This is a genomic window from Candidatus Uabimicrobium amorphum (assembly GCF_009002475.1).
GTDB lineage: Bacteria > Planctomycetota > Uabimicrobiia > Uabimicrobiales > Uabimicrobiaceae > Uabimicrobium > Uabimicrobium amorphum.
On sequence record NZ_AP019860.1, the window covers coordinates 8,345,405 to 8,364,994 of the forward strand.

11 protein-coding genes are annotated in these 19,590 nt (G+C 38.4%); 9 read left to right on the forward strand and 2 right to left on the reverse strand.

Annotated features, from left to right (window positions below; translation table 11 throughout):
* Positions 1–66: 66 nt before the first annotated feature.
* Entirely contained in the window at positions 67–4,479 is a 4,413-nt protein-coding gene (locus UABAM_RS29280) for a hypothetical protein (protein ID WP_151971537.1), read from the reverse strand.
* A 634-nt stretch (positions 4,480–5,113) separates the two neighbouring features.
* On the opposite strand from UABAM_RS29280, the gene UABAM_RS29285 reads away from it, so the two are divergent.
* The 4 genes from UABAM_RS29285 to UABAM_RS29300 all read left to right on the forward strand — a co-directional run bounded on the left by UABAM_RS29285 (position 5,114) and on the right by UABAM_RS29300 (position 8,974).
* A complete protein-coding gene (locus tag UABAM_RS29285) occupies positions 5,114–5,851 on the forward strand; it encodes an FHA domain-containing protein (protein ID WP_151971538.1) in 738 nt (245 codons plus the stop codon).
* A 14-nt stretch (positions 5,852–5,865) separates the two neighbouring features.
* A complete protein-coding gene (locus tag UABAM_RS29290; protein WP_151971539.1) occupies positions 5,866–7,278 on the forward strand; it encodes a hypothetical protein in 1,413 nt (470 codons plus the stop codon).
* A gap of 67 nt (positions 7,279–7,345) precedes the next feature.
* Positions 7,346–8,539 carry a tetratricopeptide repeat protein gene (locus UABAM_RS29295; RefSeq protein WP_151971540.1) on the forward strand — a complete coding sequence of 398 codons (1,194 nt, stop codon included), beginning with the start codon at positions 7,346–7,348 and terminating at the stop codon, positions 8,537–8,539.
* Between the two features lie 63 nt (positions 8,540–8,602).
* A complete protein-coding gene (locus UABAM_RS29300; protein WP_151971541.1) occupies positions 8,603–8,974 on the forward strand; it encodes an FHA domain-containing protein in 372 nt (123 codons plus the stop codon).
* 289 nt (positions 8,975–9,263) lie between these two features.
* Here UABAM_RS29300 and UABAM_RS29305 read toward each other — a convergent pair whose 3' ends face one another.
* Complete coding sequence (locus UABAM_RS29305) at positions 9,264–10,475, reverse strand: serine/threonine protein kinase (protein WP_151971542.1); 1,212 nt, start codon at positions 10,473–10,475, stop codon at positions 9,264–9,266.
* A 215-nt stretch (positions 10,476–10,690) separates the two neighbouring features.
* Between UABAM_RS29305 and UABAM_RS29310 the strand changes: the two genes are divergently transcribed.
* The 5 genes from UABAM_RS29310 (at position 10,691) to UABAM_RS29330 (ending at position 19,397) form a co-directional block, all read left to right on the forward strand.
* On the forward strand, positions 10,691–11,161 hold the full coding sequence (locus UABAM_RS29310; protein WP_151971543.1) for a hypothetical protein: 471 nt from the start codon (positions 10,691–10,693) through the stop codon (positions 11,159–11,161).
* 408 nt (positions 11,162–11,569) lie between these two features.
* Positions 11,570–12,490, forward strand: a complete 921-nt coding sequence (locus UABAM_RS29315) for a DUF445 family protein (protein WP_151971544.1) — start codon at positions 11,570–11,572, stop codon at positions 12,488–12,490.
* A 72-nt stretch (positions 12,491–12,562) separates the two neighbouring features.
* Positions 12,563–13,657 carry a PX domain-containing protein gene (locus UABAM_RS29320; protein ID WP_151971545.1) on the forward strand — a complete coding sequence of 365 codons (1,095 nt, stop codon included), beginning with the start codon at positions 12,563–12,565 and terminating at the stop codon, positions 13,655–13,657.
* Positions 13,654–15,138, forward strand: coding sequence for a hypothetical protein (locus UABAM_RS29325; protein ID WP_151971546.1), 1,485 nt, complete (start codon positions 13,654–13,656; stop codon positions 15,136–15,138). The genes UABAM_RS29320 and UABAM_RS29325 overlap by 4 nt, the downstream gene beginning before the upstream one ends.
* Before the next feature lie 5 nt (positions 15,139–15,143).
* Complete coding sequence (locus UABAM_RS29330) at positions 15,144–19,397, forward strand: hypothetical protein (RefSeq protein ID WP_151971547.1); 4,254 nt, start codon at positions 15,144–15,146, stop codon at positions 19,395–19,397.
* Positions 19,398–19,590 lie beyond the last annotated feature (193 nt).

Genomic DNA, 19,590 nt, shown 5'->3' on the forward strand with positions numbered 1-19,590 from the left:
CCACAAAAAAAGCAGACGAGTGCTTATCGCACCACGTCTGCTTATTGTTACTCATACCGAAAGTGTTTAATCAAATAGTTCTATGTTATAGAAAAATAGCAACTTCGTTTGATAACTTAGGGTAACATCATCGACAACAGGAGCCTCAAATGCCAAGTTGACCTCGTCAGGATTTCCATCGCCGTCAAGATCATTGCCTGGTGCTTGTTCAAACAGAATATTATAATTGAACTCCGCTCCTTGTGGTGTCACAATGATTTCTTCTTCCGTACCAAGCGCAGCACTATCGTCGAAAGAAAAACTAGGGATCGCTTGTGCAGCAGATGATTCTAAACCCACAGGTTGGCCACCCGCGGAGGGAGCTTCCTCAATGCCTGCGTCCTCTACCGCTTCTTGGATGAGACGCGCCGCTCGTGCTGGCTCGTTGAGTTCATCCAGTTCTACGTCCACTTTTAAGGCCACATTCGCGGCACCATTTAGTGGCAAACCATCTTGTTCAACAATAATATTAAGTTCTTGTCCTCCGGCATTGCCTGTATTGTTGTCTAATACAGGATCAGGCTCGGGATCAGGCTCAGGCTCGCCGCCACCTAACTCGATGAGAACTTCTGCTTTCACTTCTGCAATAGCTTCGTCAAAACGTTCCGCGAATTGAGGGTGTACCTGCAGAAAATGTTCCAATCTCTCGCCCGCATCTCGTCCTAAAAGATTAAGATCGTCGATATCTTGGAGGTGATCAAAATCATTTCCCGTGAGTTTAAACGGACTGTTCATGTTGTCATAACGACGACCAACAGGAATACCTAAAATTCTTATGGTAGTAAATTGGTGCATATTGAGGTCTGTAATGATTTCGCGCCATTTTTGCTTGAGATCGTTTAAGAAGAGTGACTTGAATTCATTGGTACTAATTTCGGAACCAAAAAATGAACTTCCTCCGTCATCGCCAAGAATCATATCCTCTAAAACTTCAATGGCATCACCATCAACACCTCTGTTGCCATTGACACGCATCGCCCTACGCTTTTTGCCAGGATTATAACGCGTAATGTACTCGGAAACAGAATTGACATCCTCTCCCAACTCTTCCGCTCCTACCGTTCCATCGTTCAGATTGAAAGAGTCTTGGTCTTCCACAAATCCGGAAGGATCTATGGCAGTCGCCGGTGTACGAATGGTAAATTTGAAACGTCCTAGTCGTGTGCGATTCTCATCAATTTGCGAGAAACGTCCGGTAAACAAACCAATCACACTGTTGTTGTTGTTTTCGAAACCTGTTGGCGCTATTCTGGTCACAGCCACCGTTTGGTTACTAAACAAACCTTCAGCAATACGAATATCGTCAAGAGTCATCGAGCTAGAATAAATATCTGTTTCTGTTACTTTTCTACCGCTCGCGTCTACGGTATCCATAGAGACCGAACGCAAGACACTACCAAAAAACATGCGCGCATTGGCACGTTGTAAAACTTCGGTTTTTTCGATTGGTCGTAGATCTTTTAACAGATCAGCGTTTAACGATGTTATACCAGTATCCACATCTTCGACAAATATATTCGCCGCAACAGCTGTTTTGGCAATATTCGCCAAATCTCCCACAGGGTTTTCGACGTCAAAATCGATGTCTCCTTGATTGAGTCTACTGGGATATTCGACTTCAAACAAGCCATCAGAATCAGCAACAACCTGTGTATTAGAACCAAAGAGGCCTATACTACGGATGTTTGTGGAATCTTCCCAGTCAACGACAACGTGATACCACTGGTGTTCTTGTACGTTATCAAAAGTGAGTCTTCCACTTGTGCCAATAAACTCCGGAAGATTGTCGGTGTCGTAAATACCATCTGCGATATTCGGTCCCGTTGGATCGTCGGGATTTGGTCCAGGTTGGTCATTTTCTAATGTATTGCTACCGTCATTTCTTTTGACACTTGGTTTTAAATCGTAAAATTTTCTGCGCGCTTGAATGGTCATTTGTGACAAAGACGGATCGGCCTCATTTTTATTATATTTCATTTGGATTTCCATCTGCACACCTTTTAAACCATCTAGGGGAACAGTTGCTTCTACCAACGTGGGATTACCATCTCCATCTAATATAGGGTTGCCTTCTTCATCTACTTCTGGAACCAGTGCTAGTCCATCTGCGTCGTTGCGGTAAGGTGTTGTCGCAAAAAATACCGTACGATACTTACTCCAGCTCTTGTTTTTATTTAATTTAAACCAAAAACCAACGGTCCCTTCTCTTTTTGTCGAAGTAGCACTCTCTTCTACTGTTGGCGGCAATGGCATGTTTTCCTCTGTTAGATAACACAGCGTTTCATCTTCCAGAGGAAGACCGTCGGCGGTATTGTCAGGGTTTTCGTGAAAAATAACCCCATCGGAGGCCAAATCGCCAATTTCGGCAACATCGCCACTGTTGATTGCCTCAGGAAAAAGAGTTTTGGCATTTTTTTCTGCCAGTAAATCAGAACCTGCATTCTCAGGGTCCGCAAGAGTTGTTGGATCTTTTTGGTTATGATCTCCCGCGGCGTGGTCGGCGTTTAAACTCACAACAATTTCCCCATCAGCCGCCGTTGCGATATCTATGGGGGAAGCTCCGTTAAAATTACAGCGAAACAAAACGTTTCCACCATCATTATTATCTTTGGAAAATGTGGAAATAGTTCCGTCTAGGTCCAAATAGTTTAGATCAAAAGTCACTGGTGAAACGTGACCAAATTCTTGACTCGCAATATCATCCATTGCCGAATCGTCAAGAGCATCGATGGCATTGAGATTGTTTCCCGAAGAATAACCATTGACTTGGCTAAATTTCCCCACAGGGATATTTGGTAGCGAAGCGATCAATTGCTCTTCGTTTAGATCCCCCTGTGTGTTTTTTGTTTGTAGAGAGAAAATACGACACACGGTTTGGCGCTTGTGCGACTGAACGATGTTCCCTTGGATATCGATAAGTTGACCAAGAGAAGTAATTTCAAAAAGTCCATGAACTTGGAATGTCAATTCCGTCGTTGGATGGGTAATATCCGTTTTATTGATTTCTTGGTAGAGTATTCTATCTGGGTTTGTTCTACGCAGGTGAACATTCGGGTCCCCCATTGCATAGACAAGCAAGGCTTTACGAATTTTTAACTCGTTGTCTCCATCGAAAACATCAAAAGCCCCGCGATCGTCACTGGCATCATTCTTCAGAAGAAAACGCTTGAACTTTTCCCAAGTTGTGAGCGGGTAACTGTCCAACGCATCTTCTATCTCTGTTTCGCTGTCACCATCTTCAAACAGTTGTTCGCGGCGTACGTTACAAATGCGCGAAGCAAGAGCTTTTGCTTCATCAAAGCTAATTCTTACAGTATCTCCATTCTCATGGTGAACACATTCTAAACCAGCAAACACAGACACCAAAACAGGCCATGGTGCGACGTTAACATTCACGGGTGAACGAAAATCTTGACGATATTGTTCTAACTCAGGCTCACCGTCCGCGGGCTCAACGACATTTGCTTCCGCCGGCCGTGAAACGACACCTTCAGGTTCGGGATTCGCGCAAATAAAGTCCCATAGGTATGGTACACGCTCGTTGTCAATACCAGGGATATTTAAAATTTGGTATTTCGTCTTGTACTGTTGGCTAGGAAGCTGTCCACGCAGTATGAGGATATCCTCTGCAATAAATTCATCTCTTTCCGTAGAGAAGAGTGGACCGTTTCCTGCTGCGTCCGGAGCCCCGGCGCCTGCGACAAATTTGCTAAAGTATGGCTCTCGCAGAGCAATGGCTTTACTCAAATTTTCCAACATTTTCACCATATGTAAGTCAGTAACCACTTGGGGATCACCAACAGGTGGATTTTTAGGATCTGGAGTTTGGGTGTTCAAGTCCAACTGCGCGTCTAAACTAAAAATCTTCAGTGAATATGAGGGAATAACACCACTTGGTAGTGTCTTTTCCGTATGAGAAACAGTCAAGCGATTTAGTATCGTTTTTGGTAAATTGGAGTCCTGATCTAGCGACGCGTACGAAAAGTGCGGAGTCATCATTTGTGGATTGTCTAAATCGGCAAAAACGCGATTTTCGTTGTTACCAAAAACATTATTTCCGGCCGCCACATTTTGCATATCTTCCATGGGAATGCCCGCTCCGCTGTCATCATCGGGAGCTTCTGCTGTGGAAGCAAGTGGCTTTAATGCCGTATATGTCCAGCGTCTTTCACCGACAGGTTCTGTTCCTTGCTTCCCAAAACCTTGGGGAAGGGAAAAGAATTCGCGCTCAAAATCGCGTCGCAGTTTCGCAACGGCGAAGTTGATCCCTGCTTCACTCAACATCTGAGCTTTAAAAGCTTCCGTAAAGTTGACAGAAGCAGCGCGCTCGTTTCCTGCTATTCTTGCAAAACTAACTGCCATTGTTGAAATGACAAATAGTACTGCGAGAACAGTGATAAGAGCATTTGCTTTTTTATTATTTGTTATTTTTAATATCATTTGTAAACCTCCATCCCATCGTTTTCATTTATCATGGTCGAAGGTAAAAACAAATTGTAGAATGCCTAAGAACTCTTTTATCTATTTCCCAATCACAGATTTATAAAATCTTTGGTCAATAAAATGTAGCAAATATTGTGTAGTAGCAACAACATTCTCTTTAACGATTTGTTTTTATCTTTTTTCCTACAATGCGTTGTATAGAAAACTGTACGTTTCTATCATTTAAAATGATAACATATTGTTTATGGAAAAACAATATCTGAATATGGAAAAAAAGCCCTCACAATTATTTAAATAATTTATATATATTTTTTCCTAAACCAGCGCTTTCGATTTATTCATTTACGCAAATAACTTTCGGGAACGGGAACGGTATGGGTACGAGACCGTATTATACTTTCTGTTATTGGAAGTCGTATCTCAGAACAAATATATGCATATTTTTGCTAAAAATTCCTTGCCATTGATAACGCAACACAATATAATTTTCTAATGATTCATTCAGATAATTTTCAATGATTCATTCAGAAGTAAACATTTAATTTCTTTGATTTGTATAAAATTTAGTGTAATGTGGTCATACATGTAAATTTTGCTACAAAATTTTTGTTACTTGTGGAAAGGCGTGAATATGGCCTCCTTTAAACTTGCTGTTCGCTTTTCTGGAAAACTAGTAGAAACTTTGGAGTTTGACAAGGATCAAGTTACTATTGGGCGTGCACCAGATTGTGATGTTGTTGTTGATAACTTAGGTGTTTCTAGAGTACATGTGCAAATAGAGAGAACTGGTGATTTTTACACTTTACGCGACTTAAAAAGTAACAATGGTACCTTTGTTCGCGGTGAAAAAATTGCGAAGTACAATCTAAATCACAGTGACGAATTTTTCCTAGGAAAACATTCTATAACATTCTTAAAAGGGGAAGAGGATACCGAAGACGAATGGCTGGATAGTTCACCGAACACAGAAGTGATTCAAGGTGGAGGGCAACAAGGACGCGACATTCAAGGAATGACGATGTCCATGGATGCAAAAGAATTAGCTTTAATGCAAATTAAGAAGAAAGCTAACCTGGCAGCATATCTTACAATAACTACCGATACTGGATTTCGCAAACAGTTTCCAATTACAAAAACAGCAACTTTTTTTGGAACAAATAGCGATTGTGAATTTCCTTTAGAAGGTTGGTTTATCAATAAGCGCCATGTTGTGCTTTTACGTGAAGACAGTGGTTTCCGCATAATTCATTTAGGAAATAAAAAACCTCCTAAGATTAATGGCCAGGAAGTAGATGATCACAAATTAAAGCATTCTGATGTAATCGAAGTAGAAAATATCCGAGCAACATTCAACATAGGAAGTCCTTAAATAATGTCATGACAATGGCAACTGATTTAAATAATTTAATAGATAAAATACTATTCCAAATTTCTCAAAAAAGAGTCAGCGAAAATGTCCAAAAAATTTTGGACGTATTTTTTGAGAAAACACCAGAAGAGAGTATAGTAGAGCACGGACTACAAAAATTTTCAGAGACCTCAGACTTTTGGGAATTAAACATCATTTCTTACCTGTTGGCACAATGTAAAAGTGATGTCTCAAAAGAATCCATCCAAAAATATCTTCTAGAGTCAGAATTAAACGACTACAAACGCAACCGTTTGGTTCTGGTTTTACAAGAGCATCCAAATTTTGAATTTAATAATTTTGCCAGTATATATCCACACAAAATTAAACTAGTCAACTATGCCGTACGTAGTTTAGTGAATAATATAGATGATCATGGCGAAAATCTTGAAGAGGTCACCTGTCAACTACAACCCAAATTAAACGACCGTGTTTTTTGTGAAAATTTGATACTCAACCTATGCTACATATACAAAAAGAAAAGTATATGGCTTCTTGGTTACTTAGCCGAATCGGCGAGCGAAGACATTGCTCTTTTGGCGATAAACGCATTGAAAAAGCAGACTTCGGATTACGCGTTAAAAATACTAAACAATTTAGCCATTCACCGCGAAAAACATCGTTCCCACCTGGAAGAACAAAAACCAGATTGTTCACAAGCAGTAAGTGATTGCTTTATCTCGTGGTTGGATAGCTATGGTAATCAAATGATCGTTTGTTGTAGTGAAGAAAATGATAAATATTGCATTTCAACCTTTATGATCAACCAAGAGAAAGGCCTGCAAAGTTTTCTTTCTCTAGAGAACCTTTCACGGTATAAACAAGAAGCAATGATCAATGATTGGAAAAATAGCGCTGACATTCGCGAAATTCCCCTAGACAAAGCAAAAAAAATACTACGTGGGGCTTTGTGGAAAAATAAGGGGCAACATGTAACACCCGCTTTCCTACTACGCGATATTTTTCCCGGGGAAGATCTTATTCCACAAGAGTATATCGTAGATTTAGAAACAACAGAAGACCACTATCGCTTGATTCAGAATTCAAGTTATCTAGTAAAAGAATTTCCTTTTGATCAGTGGTGGATGAATTTTCAAGATTGCCGGGAATACGTAACCAACAACATTGCAGAACAAAAAAATGTAGACTATGCTGTTCTACAAAACTTTATTAGCGAGTTTTGGGAACAAAGACGAAATGAAATTGCGCAAAGACTTTTGCTAACAGCAGATATCATGCATACAATTTCGTCCGAAAAATACCAAAAACAAATACAAACTTGTCTAGCACTAAATTCTTGTTTGCTCAGTGGTAAACAGATGAGAGATATACCGTTTATACGCCAGCTAGCCTTGATAAATATCCGACAAATTCAAAAACAACAATAACTTTCACCGTAAAACACAACAAGAATTTCAAGGAATATTTTCGTTCCAATGTAGTCAGGAGCTTGAGATGCAAAAAATCATGATTATATGTTGTATTTTTATTATTGGGTGTGCTCTTACCACAGAAGAAGTGGCCAAAAGAAACGAATACTTAGAACGTGCTCAAACATATTACCGCGGAAAAAAATACTTAAACGCTCTACAGCAAATTGAACTTGCTCTTGAAATCGACCAAAACAGTAAACGCGCAATTGTATCGAAAGCCTGGACTCTTTTTTACCTAAACAAAAATGACGAAGCCGAAAAATGGTTTACAAAAGCCCACGAAATGGACAATGCAGATGTATGGACACATCAAGGTCTCGCTGCTGTTTATTTTAAAAGGGGAATGAACATAGGTAAACGCTTGGACGAGACATTGCTGGAGCTTTCCTCCGTTGATGCTAAACAACGTCAAGAAAAACAACAAGAAATTAACCAAACAATATCTAAAAAACGTCAAGAAGCCGAACTGTGGTTTAACAAAAGCTTAACCCATTATGAAGAAGCTGTGGATTATGCCGATCAAGGTCAAGACTTGTACAACATGCTTGCTTCTGTACACTCGATGGTCGCTCTTCCTTACTACAGCGATGCGATGAGATCTCTGGCACTTTATGAAGAAACCGGTCAATCTCCACAGGAAAACTTAGTGGACGTTTTTTTAGAAAAAGGTTTACCAAACTACGAAAAGGCCTTAACTTATCTAGATAAGTACATAAAATTTACCAATGAAGAACTCATTCCCATAGACACTTACCTGGAAGAAAGAAAATCTAAACGCGAAGAAATCGGTCTGTTAGAGGACGAACACACTAAACTAGACCGACAGATTGAATTTTTGGAAATGCAACGTCAAATCAACCGCAAGCGCAATCGCATTGCCCAAGGATTTGCCGGAGATACGGATTACAAAATAGCTGTTTTAATGCGCAAGGCACAAGAGTATGCAAAGACAGATGACTCCAAATCGCGATACCAAGGCTTATTTAAGAAGCACATCGTTTTGGCGAAAAATCGTATCTTTGATATGATAAGAGACTATCCCGAAATGAAAAGTGGTGCGCGAAACTTAGCCAATATTGCCAAACTAGAAGGTGACTATAAAACAGCGATGAAGTATCTAGAAGAATACATCACCAAAAATCCAATGATTCGCCCTATTGAAAAAGTTGAAGTAAGAGAAGAGATGGAATTGTTACAGTACGACAAAAAAAATTAAGGTACAAATATCAAGTATGTTCAAATAACCACGTAGGATGTTAGAGTAAAGAAAGTTACAAAAATGTCAGGAAAACTTTTATTACGCGGAATATATGGCAGTGTAAAAGGAAAAGAATTTTACATTGAACTAGGACAATCTGTTACTCTTGGTAGAAGCCGCTCTTGCGATATAACTCTGGGAAGAGATGGAGAAAATACACAAACAATTGTTCATGAGGGTGTTTCAGAGGAAGCGCATTTTCGCAGTGTTTCCAGAAAACACATGCGCATTAGTTTCCTCGATGAAGAAGTGAAAATAGAAGATCTTTCTTCCAATGGCTCTTATTTAGATGGAGATCGCGTAGAAGATGTTTCTATTCACGACTTCAAAGAGGAAGTACACGTTATTCTTCTGGGCACAAAAGAAAAATTCATACTAGAGTACATCGATTAGAAAGCGTAAGTGTCATTCCCGCATAAGCGGGAAACCAGCAATGTAAAATAAATTTACAAACGCTGGATCCCTGATCAAGTCAGGGATGACACTCTTAAAAGTCAGGATGACACTCTTAAAAGTAAGGATGACACTCTTAAAGTCAGGATGACACTCTTAAAAGTCAAGATGACACTCTTAAAGTCAGGATGACACTCTTAAAAGTCAAGATGACACTCTTAAAGTCAGGATGACACTCTTAAAGTCAGGATGACACTCTTAGACAGCTTTCTGATTTCAAATTTCGTTTTTAATTCGATGACATGATACTTTTAATAATGTCGTGTAGTTTCTTCTCCAATTCCACCATTCCTTCCTCGGTGTTTGCATACGCATTTACACGTTGTTGCTTAAAATCAAACGGTAACTTTTCAATGTCCTGCGTTAATAGTACGGTTGGTTTTTGCAAATGATGCGCAATCCCCACTTCAAATGCCACATTGGGATTTGTCTGCTCAAAACCTGGAACAGGACTTAAATCACCGATGATGAAGTTTGCTTTGTTAATACCTTCCTCTATTTCTTGCCAAATGTTCGCTGGCATAAAATTTTCATCTACGCGTACTGGCTGAAGTCGGTGCTCTTGGCACACGCGTTTAATGGCGTTGTAGGCACGATTAAAATGCATATGAAAAGGCATAGCAATAAAAACAGTTCCCACAGGTGTTTTGTAAAGTTCCTTAGAAACAATATCCTTGATCTCACTTACCGAAATGCGTTTTTCAGGTTCGGCAACAAATATACGTTGCAATAATTCATCTAAACATTGCGGGATGTTGGGGAAATTGTTAAGTCTTTTATACTCTCCACCAATAATTACTTGAGCAGTAGAAAGTTCTTCATCTCCTTCAAAAGGATACTTTCCCGTTAACATATTGTATAAAGCAACTCCTAAACTCCATATATCTTGTTTGCAAGTAAGTGGATGTCGCGCAATCCATTCAGGGGCAGCATAACGGCCATCCATAAGCTCCTCACGGTACTCCTCATGACTATTGGTAACTTTATTTGCCAAGTTAAATCCACTGAGGTAAAAATCGTTTTCAGATACCAATAGGTTTTGCAAATGTATATTTTGGTGCACAACACCTTTTTGTTCGAGAAACTCCAGAACCTCGCACAAGTGCAATGTATAAATAAGCGCTTGATCAATACTTATTTGTCCACCATCTTTCACAATGCGCTCAACAGATTTTAGCTTTTCACTGGGCCAATTAAAGACAAGGTACATCATCTTGCCGTCTTCAAATGCATCAAAAACGGGTAAAATATTTGAATGGTCTAACGTTCCCAAAAGCTGTGCCAAAAACTTTAACCTCTTCTGTAAATCGGTATCACAAGAAGAAGGAGATGCTTCAATTACAACATCGCGTCCCAAATAGGGATGTCGTGCCGCATACAACATAGTTTTCTCTGTAGATCCAATACACTTGATAACTTCGTAATGTCCGAGTTTTGCCATTGCACACCTTTCTTTTATATTTTTAAAAATATTGTTTGACAAATCTGTAGTAAAAAGTGAAAATCAAATATTAAGATATATAGAAAAAGTCATGGTGTAAGGTTAAAGATTGGTCTTTTCTAGATAACTTAATTCGTGCAGAATTTTATTATTAGTCTACACCAAAGTAGTTAATAAATCATACAAATTTATCTCAAAATTAAAGACAGTTAATTATGCAAATACATATTCCTTCTCTGATTATCGGTTTTGTTATTGCTTTTATCATCGCATCTATTTTTGTAATGATTGCATTTGAAATTCGCAAAAAAAGAGCATTGGCATTTACAAAGCGATTTGCAATTATATCCGAAGGTCTTAGTAGTTTAAAGGCTCTTTCTTTCCGCGTATGTAATCAGCTTCATCGTTTAAAATCAGAATCCGACCCAGAAGTTGTCAAAAAACATCTAAAAGGAGTAAATGTTATCTTCCAAAAGATGTCCGCAGGAATGATGCCTCCCACGGAAGAAATTGCACTTGAAGCACTTCAAGGACGCAGTGGATCTTCAGAAGAACGCGCGTACGAAGATAGTAAAAAATTTCGTGACGATATTCGCTGGCTTAGACAACAAATCGAAAAAAACGGTGTGGAAGGTTTAAGTGAAGCGGAAAAAAGTGGTAAAAAATCACAAGTAAAACTTGTCTAAATTTGCATAATGAGCCGGTTGTGTAATACCGGCTTTCAGTTAACTTTCTAACCTTAAAAACATTCCAAACAAATACACATTTTTACCAAGCCGGGAATCCACAAACAAAAAGCGACTTTTTTTGAGAACATCTAGTCCTTACATTCAACCATCCCTTTACACCGCAAACGGTTTTCAATCATTTTATATTTGCCAAAAACAAGTTTTTTTGTAAAATAAAGCGAAGCAAAATCTTATAGAAAACTTTGTGGCATTCTATGGAGCAATTACACAATTTTTATTGATTATATAAAAAAATATCGGCGGAAAATCTTCCACGAAGAAACACAGCTTCCTTTTCCAGCAACAAAAGAACAAGGCGAATACACAATTGAAAGTTTGGCTTTTCGCTCAGGAGAAGGCTTAAGATTGGCAGTACGAATTTTTACTCCGTGTTGTCTATCATTGTTCGCATTAAGTTTTTTTTGGAATCCACATCAGATAATTCGTTCGTGCTCGATCGCTGGTTTGATTGGCTTTGGAACAAATTGGATCGCAATAAAAATGTTGTTTTGGCCACGGCATCCACGACCTATTTTTGGACATGGATTGATTCCATCGCAACGAGATGACCTCATAGAGAAAATTACTTACGAAGTATCTGAAAAATTAATAAATGAAGAATTGATACGCAAAAAAATAGAAGACAGTGGTATATTACAACGCATCACTTTGTCATTAAATGAAAAGCTAAAAGAATTAACAAGCGATAAAGAATTTCAAGACGATACAAAAAAATTACTAGCGAGTTATATAAAAAAAATTTCGGAAGATGCCGAATTTCGCGAACAAATAAAAAGTATTTCTGTATCTAAACTAGAAACTGTTGTCGGAAAAGTTTTTAAACGCAAACTGTTTTCAAAAGTCAAAGATGTATGGAAAATTCCTTTTGGCGATTTGGTAGATCGCATTGTAGATAAAGTTTCCGAACTTCTTATTTCCATCATTGACGACATGGATATTGTACTAGAAAATATTCCACATACAATAGACACCCATAGCGAATCTATCGAAAATGTACTTTTAAAAATGCAAATGGGATTAATTCAAGAAATAAATATTCGAAAAATAATCACAACTCAATTACAAACCATCTCTGCCGAACAACTAGAACAGGGATTTAGAGAATTCTCAGATGATAAACTCACCTTCATAACTCTTTTGGGAGGAGTTTTAGGATTTGTAGGTGGATTTGTTATTATCTGGCCGATTATGTCTATTAGCTTTATGATAGTTGGTATTATCGTACTAGTTTGTTTAGACAAACTAATTAGCGCAACGATGTCTTGAGCTACACAGAATAGTCGACACGCGAAAGCACTACTCAAATTTGTTTGAAATAATCTTTAAAGAAAGAAACCCATGAATCACAAGAAGGATCATCGCCACAAATATAAAAGAAAAAAGAGAAGGCAACCTACTAACCAGAGAAGTAGCAAAGTAAAGCACCTAATGCGTAAATACAATATGGACGAAGCTACGGCATTGGAAATTTCAACAGGAGTGGTTCCCATAGAACTGTGGTTGGAAAAGCAAAAGTTATACAAACAAAATGCAATCGCCAAAAAGAAACTACAAACAGAGCTTAAAAAATTTACGCCAAACGGTACCCTATCGACAGAAAATGTCATGCAAATTTTAGAAGCGTCCTTCTCTCTAGACGAATACAAAAAACAATGCCAAAATTTTGTGGAAAAAGAAGAAGAAATACTACAATTGACCACAAAGTACAAAATGTCGATCCCTATTGCAAAATCCATTATTGATGGCAAGTTTACTCTAGAAGAGTATTTTAAGGTAAATGAGATAAAAGAGGCACGCAAAAGCAAAGCTCTGCAAATAAGAAGTAATCATCCAGATATTCCACTCGAAACATGCTACAAGCTCGTGGACAATGATATTGATGTTGCCGAATATTTAGAGCGACAAAATCAAAAAGAAAAAAAACGTGGTGTCTGGTACAAAAACTACCTTAAAGACCGCTTGAGTGATAACGAACCACTCAATAATTACTTACAAAAATTAAAGAAGAGTAAAAGCCTCATTACTTTCCATTTATACGATATGAAATCAAAAATAGGTACTGTACATTCATACACACCATACGAACTAAAAGTATTTTCAAATCGTAAACTCATCACGATACCAAAACTCGATATAAAATACTTTTGTCGTGATCGGAACAATGAACTAATACTCAAATCACTAACGATAAACCGCGATTTGCAAAAGTCACCTATTCTTCCTAGCAAAAACCCCAAAGAAAGGTTTAAATTACCTATAGAAGAGCTAAAAAAAGGTACAAAGTTGCAACTTATTCTCGGCGAAGGAGAACAAATCGTCGGCTACATAGATTGGTTTTCAAAATACGATTTAAAACTAAAGTTACAACCAAATTCGCGCCATAGTGTGATGGTTTTCCAACATGCAATTACAGATGCCAAAATTCTATCATGACCGTAAATTTTCCCGATTTTATCGATACATACTACAAAACACTTTCGCAAGACCTTAATGTAGAAAAACGAAGCATTGCCGTGGGTGAAGTATTTTTTAAAACGATCTCATTCATCGGCAAACTGCATTTGTTGGAATATGCGCAGTTTGAGGAAAAAGACGAACAATTTCATTATTGGTTATTTTCACAATTTAATCACCGAAGTATTGAAGACTGGACAAAAATATTTGCTCATGTAGCAGAATACGACAAAACGGTTCTTTCCTTACAAGAGTTTGCAGAAATATTTGATACGGTTTCCTTTCAAGAGCGTTTTACGCGATTAAAATGGTTCTATGAGGTAATTGAACTCAACAAAAATTTAGCATCGATTTCCGATGTATACGAAGCGCAAGAGCACTTACAATTCTTGCCTTCTTTGTTGGGGTTTATTGCAAAAAAGAAATATGAAGTAAAAGATGGCAAAACGTTTGTCAAACACAACAATAGAATACTATCAATGTCCCCATTTTTTGCTGCCAAACTAATAGGTAGTGAGGGACTTCGTTTGTATGAAACAAACTGCAGCATGAAAGACTTTCACAAAGAACGGCTAACGCAAAGTTATCGGAAATACCAGGCGGAAAAAAAAGGAATTATTGACTTTACTCATCGTAATAATGACGATGTAATTATCATGCCGTGGATTGAAAATTTTTTAGAACAAACTCTAGATGATATTTTTAGCTTACCGCCGAGTATAAAAATCAAAACCATCATGATAGAAGGTGCCCCTGCAACCGGTAAAACAACACTGTGCTCTCACATAGAGTATCCACAAGCGGACTATGTGTGTAAATACTACATATCTCCGCAAACCATTTACCAAGATAGTGCGACATTTAAATTTTGGTTTTATCGTAACCTAAAAAATGTTTTCGATGTCCAACAAAATATTGTAGAAATACAAGACTTAGATATAATGCTTGCCCCTGGCTGGCAACAACTTAGAAAAAAAATAGCCAGCGATAACAAAAAAGTTATATGTTGCATCGACGGCATAAATTTTATGCCACAAAAAGAGTTTAAGCGTTTTTTAAATTTTGTAAACGATGATCTTTTTTGTAATATAGTGTTTGTCTTCTTTGGTAGGTCACACAGTAAAAATAAAATAGATACCACATATAAAATTTGTTTACAGCCAAAAGACAACGCTTTTTTTGAAGAAGCCTTTGATGAAGAATATGTAGAGAGTTTGCACTCTACTTACTTGCAGGATGAAACCACGCAAAAAATTTTCCAATACATATTACAAACGCAAAAAAAATTTTCCGTAAAAGATTTATCGGAAGAACTAGAAATTCACACCTATAAAGTGATAAAATGTATTAAGAACATCAAGCCTTTGATAAATGATAGCCAGATAAAAAAAACGTTAGAACAAATTGTAAAATATACATGCGAACATGATGAGCTTAAAGCAAAATTAATGATGGAGTAGCAGTGATGAACAAAGAAATTACGTTTCAGGAATGTTGTAGCTTTATTTATGCCGCTAAACAATATTGCTTGTTTCACGATAAAAATTTAACTGAAGAATTACTTGCTGACTTCAAAAATAATCATGTTCTTGTTTTGGAAGAAGATAAAGAACAATATCTCGTAGTACACACTGAAAATGAAATCATCGAATATCATTTTGCCGATGGTGCGTTTATCGAAGACAATAGCATGTCTTTGGGTTTTAAAGATTCATTGTGTGATCGTAAAGCCTCTTGCTACGCTATTGAAATTCAAAACCTCAACTACTTCTTAAATGCTAATCCCGGCACACTCTCTACCATACACGAAGAAATAGACTTTGAACTTGCCCTACGGTTACGCAATAGTTTTTTCACAAGCCCAGATGTTGTCTACGTCATATTTATTTGGGAAAACGGATCTATGTTGTTGTGCCAAAAAAGCGATCAAAAAGATGACTTTTTCTTTGGCCATAAAAATGAACTCATCCGCGATCAAAAAGCATTGGAAAAAATACGTGAAGAACTAGGCAATGTACCTTGTTCATTGAAAGTTCTCAAATCAAAACCCGATGAGAACTATGTCGATTTAGATCCAGACAGTGAACAACAAAGTAGCTTTGACGCTGGAATGATGGTGGTAGAAATGGACATTCCGCGCAGTAAACCCAACCTAGAAACAATAGGTGATAATGTCTCCATCAAAGAAGATTCAATCGTCACCTTGGACGAACCACTGCCCCCTTTGACATCAGGTGACATGGAAATTTTGAGCAAGTATGGCATTGACACCATTAAGAAAAAAGATCTCAACAAGGGTATTTTCGAAGGCTCGGTGGTCATACGCGATGAAGAACTGCCACAGTTAGGCCCAGATGACATTGAAGTTCTAAAAAAATACGGAATTGAAATCCCCAGCGGTGCAGGCTTAGAGGAAGAAGAGGAAGAAGAGTTCCTAAGTAGCAAACAATTTGTATTCGAAGAATCACAAATCCCTCTTGACGAAGAGTTGCCAAGTCTCGGCCACGAAGAAGTAGAAATTTTCAAAAAATACGGAGTAGAAATCAATAGCGAAGAAAAAACAACTCCACGCTCCATACGCGAAGCTTTTGAAGACTCTGTTGTCGTTAAAGACCAAGAACTTCCGGCCCTCAATCCCGCAGATGTCGACATTCTCAATAAATATGGAATCACCTTAGCCCCAGTAACCAAAAAAGAAAAACAAACAAAAAAGGTATCGCGAACACAAACCAGCAAACGCGTAGAGAAACCTCAACCACCAAAAACAACGTCTCCAGCAAAGCCAGCAGCAAAACGCATTCCGATAAAACAGTATTTGACACCACAAAATTTAAAAATCGTTGGCGCCTCGGTAGCGGCTCTTGTCGTCGTTTACTTTGCTCTGGTTATGTACAAAAACTACGACGAACGCCAAACAACCGTCAGTGCCTGCAATGAAATTATCGCTCAATTAGACTCCTACACCGAAGATGTCAAAGGAAAAACCACAGAAGTATTGGGCATTGTCGGCGAAGTGAAGAAAAAATTTCCTTCAAAATTGGGCTTTCCCGAACCAAGTCCAAAAATTACCACCGAAGTGGAACGCATCCGCGAACAAATAAAACAGATGAAGGGCACAATCACCGAAGCCAATCGAATGATTGGAGAAGGGAAAGAAAAAGAAGCACAGGCTTTTCTCGAAGAAAAGTTTAGCGATTACAACGAAGATAAGTATAAAAACAAAATCGCAAAAACCATCGACAATCTGAAACTCAAGGCGAACCATACACTAACGATGGCAAAGTATATGAATAATATTCGCGTACAAGAATCTTCCGTACGCCGCGTCTTGAGAAAACTACGTGAAAATATCATTCTTTTTTCTCAATTGTACAAGTCGTTAAATGGTAAACTCATTATTATAAAAGAAAAATATACCGGGGAAGGTTATCCGCCGCCACCACCAAAGAGCAAAAAACTCGCCGTGGATATGAAGAAGGATCTCGACACTTGGCAAACATCTTTGAACAAAATCGAAAAACTACTTTTTGCCGATAATCTCACTACGGCACTGGAAAACAGTAATACCTACAAAGATTTACAATCGCCAAATGGAACCGAAGCCAAGAGTATGATCGAAGACGTAGATCAAACTCTAAGACTTTGCGAAGCCAGCGCGCTGAAAAAAGAACGTAAAGCACAATATCTCGTTCTTCTAAACGGTGCACAAAAGCGTGTTAGTTCGATAGAAAGCGAGCTAAAAACACTCAGCGCCGACCTTGTGACACTAGAAGGTTTTGGTAATGATTTAGATATTCCAAAAGAAACAAAGAAAACTCTGGAAATTAAGTCTACGGCAGAAAAAGAATTGGTGGATATCGGAAAAGTCATTGATGCCAGCCGTAAGTATATATATGCTGGTCAAGTGAAACAAGCTCTCGAAGAAATCAGTAAAGTTTCCGAAGATGCCACCTTGTTAATTTCGCTAAAACAAGTTAGAGAAAACACCGCGGATACCGTAAAAATTGCTCAGAGCATGAAAGAAAAAAGCGAAAAAGGTTTGCGTGTCGTAATGCTACTACAAAAAGTAAAAAAGCAGTTGCTACCGCTCACCGATCTAACCTCTCTATTGCAAGACAAACTGAATTACGTATATACAACCTTCGAGCCCAATAGAGAATTGAAAAGATTCTATCGCAACGGTAAAACACACGTCGCCAAAGCCAAGAGAATGATCGCCCAGCTAAATTCTGTTTCAAACAAGGTCAACAAAAAAATCGAACAAGAAAACCTTGACGACGCGATCTATATTTTACAAAGCTCTATGTCTCTGACTTCTTCCTCTGAAAGCTATATATCCAAAACTCAGAAATACCTAAAAGAGTCAGAAAGTATCATCGAAAAAGCCGAACAACTCAAATACGAAAAAGAACAAACAGCGATACTCAAACGTTATATTGTCAAAATCTCTGACTATACCAAGCAAATGCAAGAAAATATCGAGCCATTACAGCGCCAAATCGAAATGATGGACACACGCTACCCTGCATCAGAAGGTTACTCAGAGGTACCACAGAACGTCAAAGATAAATTGGCAACGAGTATTACTCTAGTAAAAGACTTAAAGAGTGCGGTTGACCAAGGGAAACAACTGAAGAAAGAAAAAGACTGGGACCAAGCGAAGAATTTATTGAGTCGCTATGCCAAAGAAAGTAAATTAACTCCTGAATTCTTAGCAGAGATAAGTAAGTATCGCTACGAAATACAGGACATGGTCACCGAAGCGATGAAAATTGGCAGCAATAAGAATAAAGTATTTCAAATCAAAGACACTCTACAAGTACTTAGCGATCGCCGCAAAGCATTTGAAGGCATAATTACGAAAATGCAAGACGCGATCAAAAATTGGGACAAGAATTATCCGGAAGATTACTTCTTCAAACCACCCAGAACAGTTACCGGTATTTTGCCCAAAGCCGACATCGAATACAAAGAGCTTTTTGATGTCATCGCCGACGGTGAAGAAGGACTACAAACCGGTGAGTACGACAACTCACTACGCGGTTTAACGAGCTACATGCGCGATGTGGACACGGTTCTCCCCGCGACCAAAATCGCCTGGGAAGATCTAAAGGAAGTACAAGACAAAAACGAAAAGCTACTCACGGATGAAGACTACAAAGCCGAAATTGTCGAAGAAAGGCAAATGGCTTCAGTATTAAAAGACATCAAAAAGAAGTGGAAACAATCTCCCGGTGTGTGGTACGACGACATACAAAGTGAGATAAAGACCATAAACTCTATGATGTCCGACATACGACGTGCGCGCGTCCATCCACAAGTGATGGATGGTTTAAATCGCGGTTTAAATCAGATGAGCAACATTCCTGATGAAATAGCGGACCTAGGCGTTATGGTTTACAAAATAGAGCGTTCTAAAAAACGCACTGTTGAAGAAATTATGAAGGAAAAGCTAGAAAAGACCTTCAATCCCGTTCAGAAAAAACAGATAAATCGTATCATAAACTTTTTACAAACCAAAAAAATAGACGTGCGGGATATCGAAGATCAAATGGCCAGACTGCGCAATGGTGTGCGAACATTGCAAGACAAAATAAACTCTTCAGCAAAAATTGAAAATCGTGCAATAGGAAACCTGTTCAACCCGATGGGCATCATTTTCCGCAAGTATGAAGAAACATTTAAAGCCGTACAATCAGAATTGACGAAATTGCGCTAAGGCGATACACATAACATTGCCCGCAAACGACAATCTGATGGAAACACTGAAGACGCATTACGCCTCTCCCTGTGGGAGAGGCATGAGAATTGAGGCTTTTAGCGAAGCTAAAACCTTAAATTCGATGGTGAGGGCACCAATAACAAAGAACAATACATCAAACAAAAAAAATATCTTTAACAATAAAGAACCA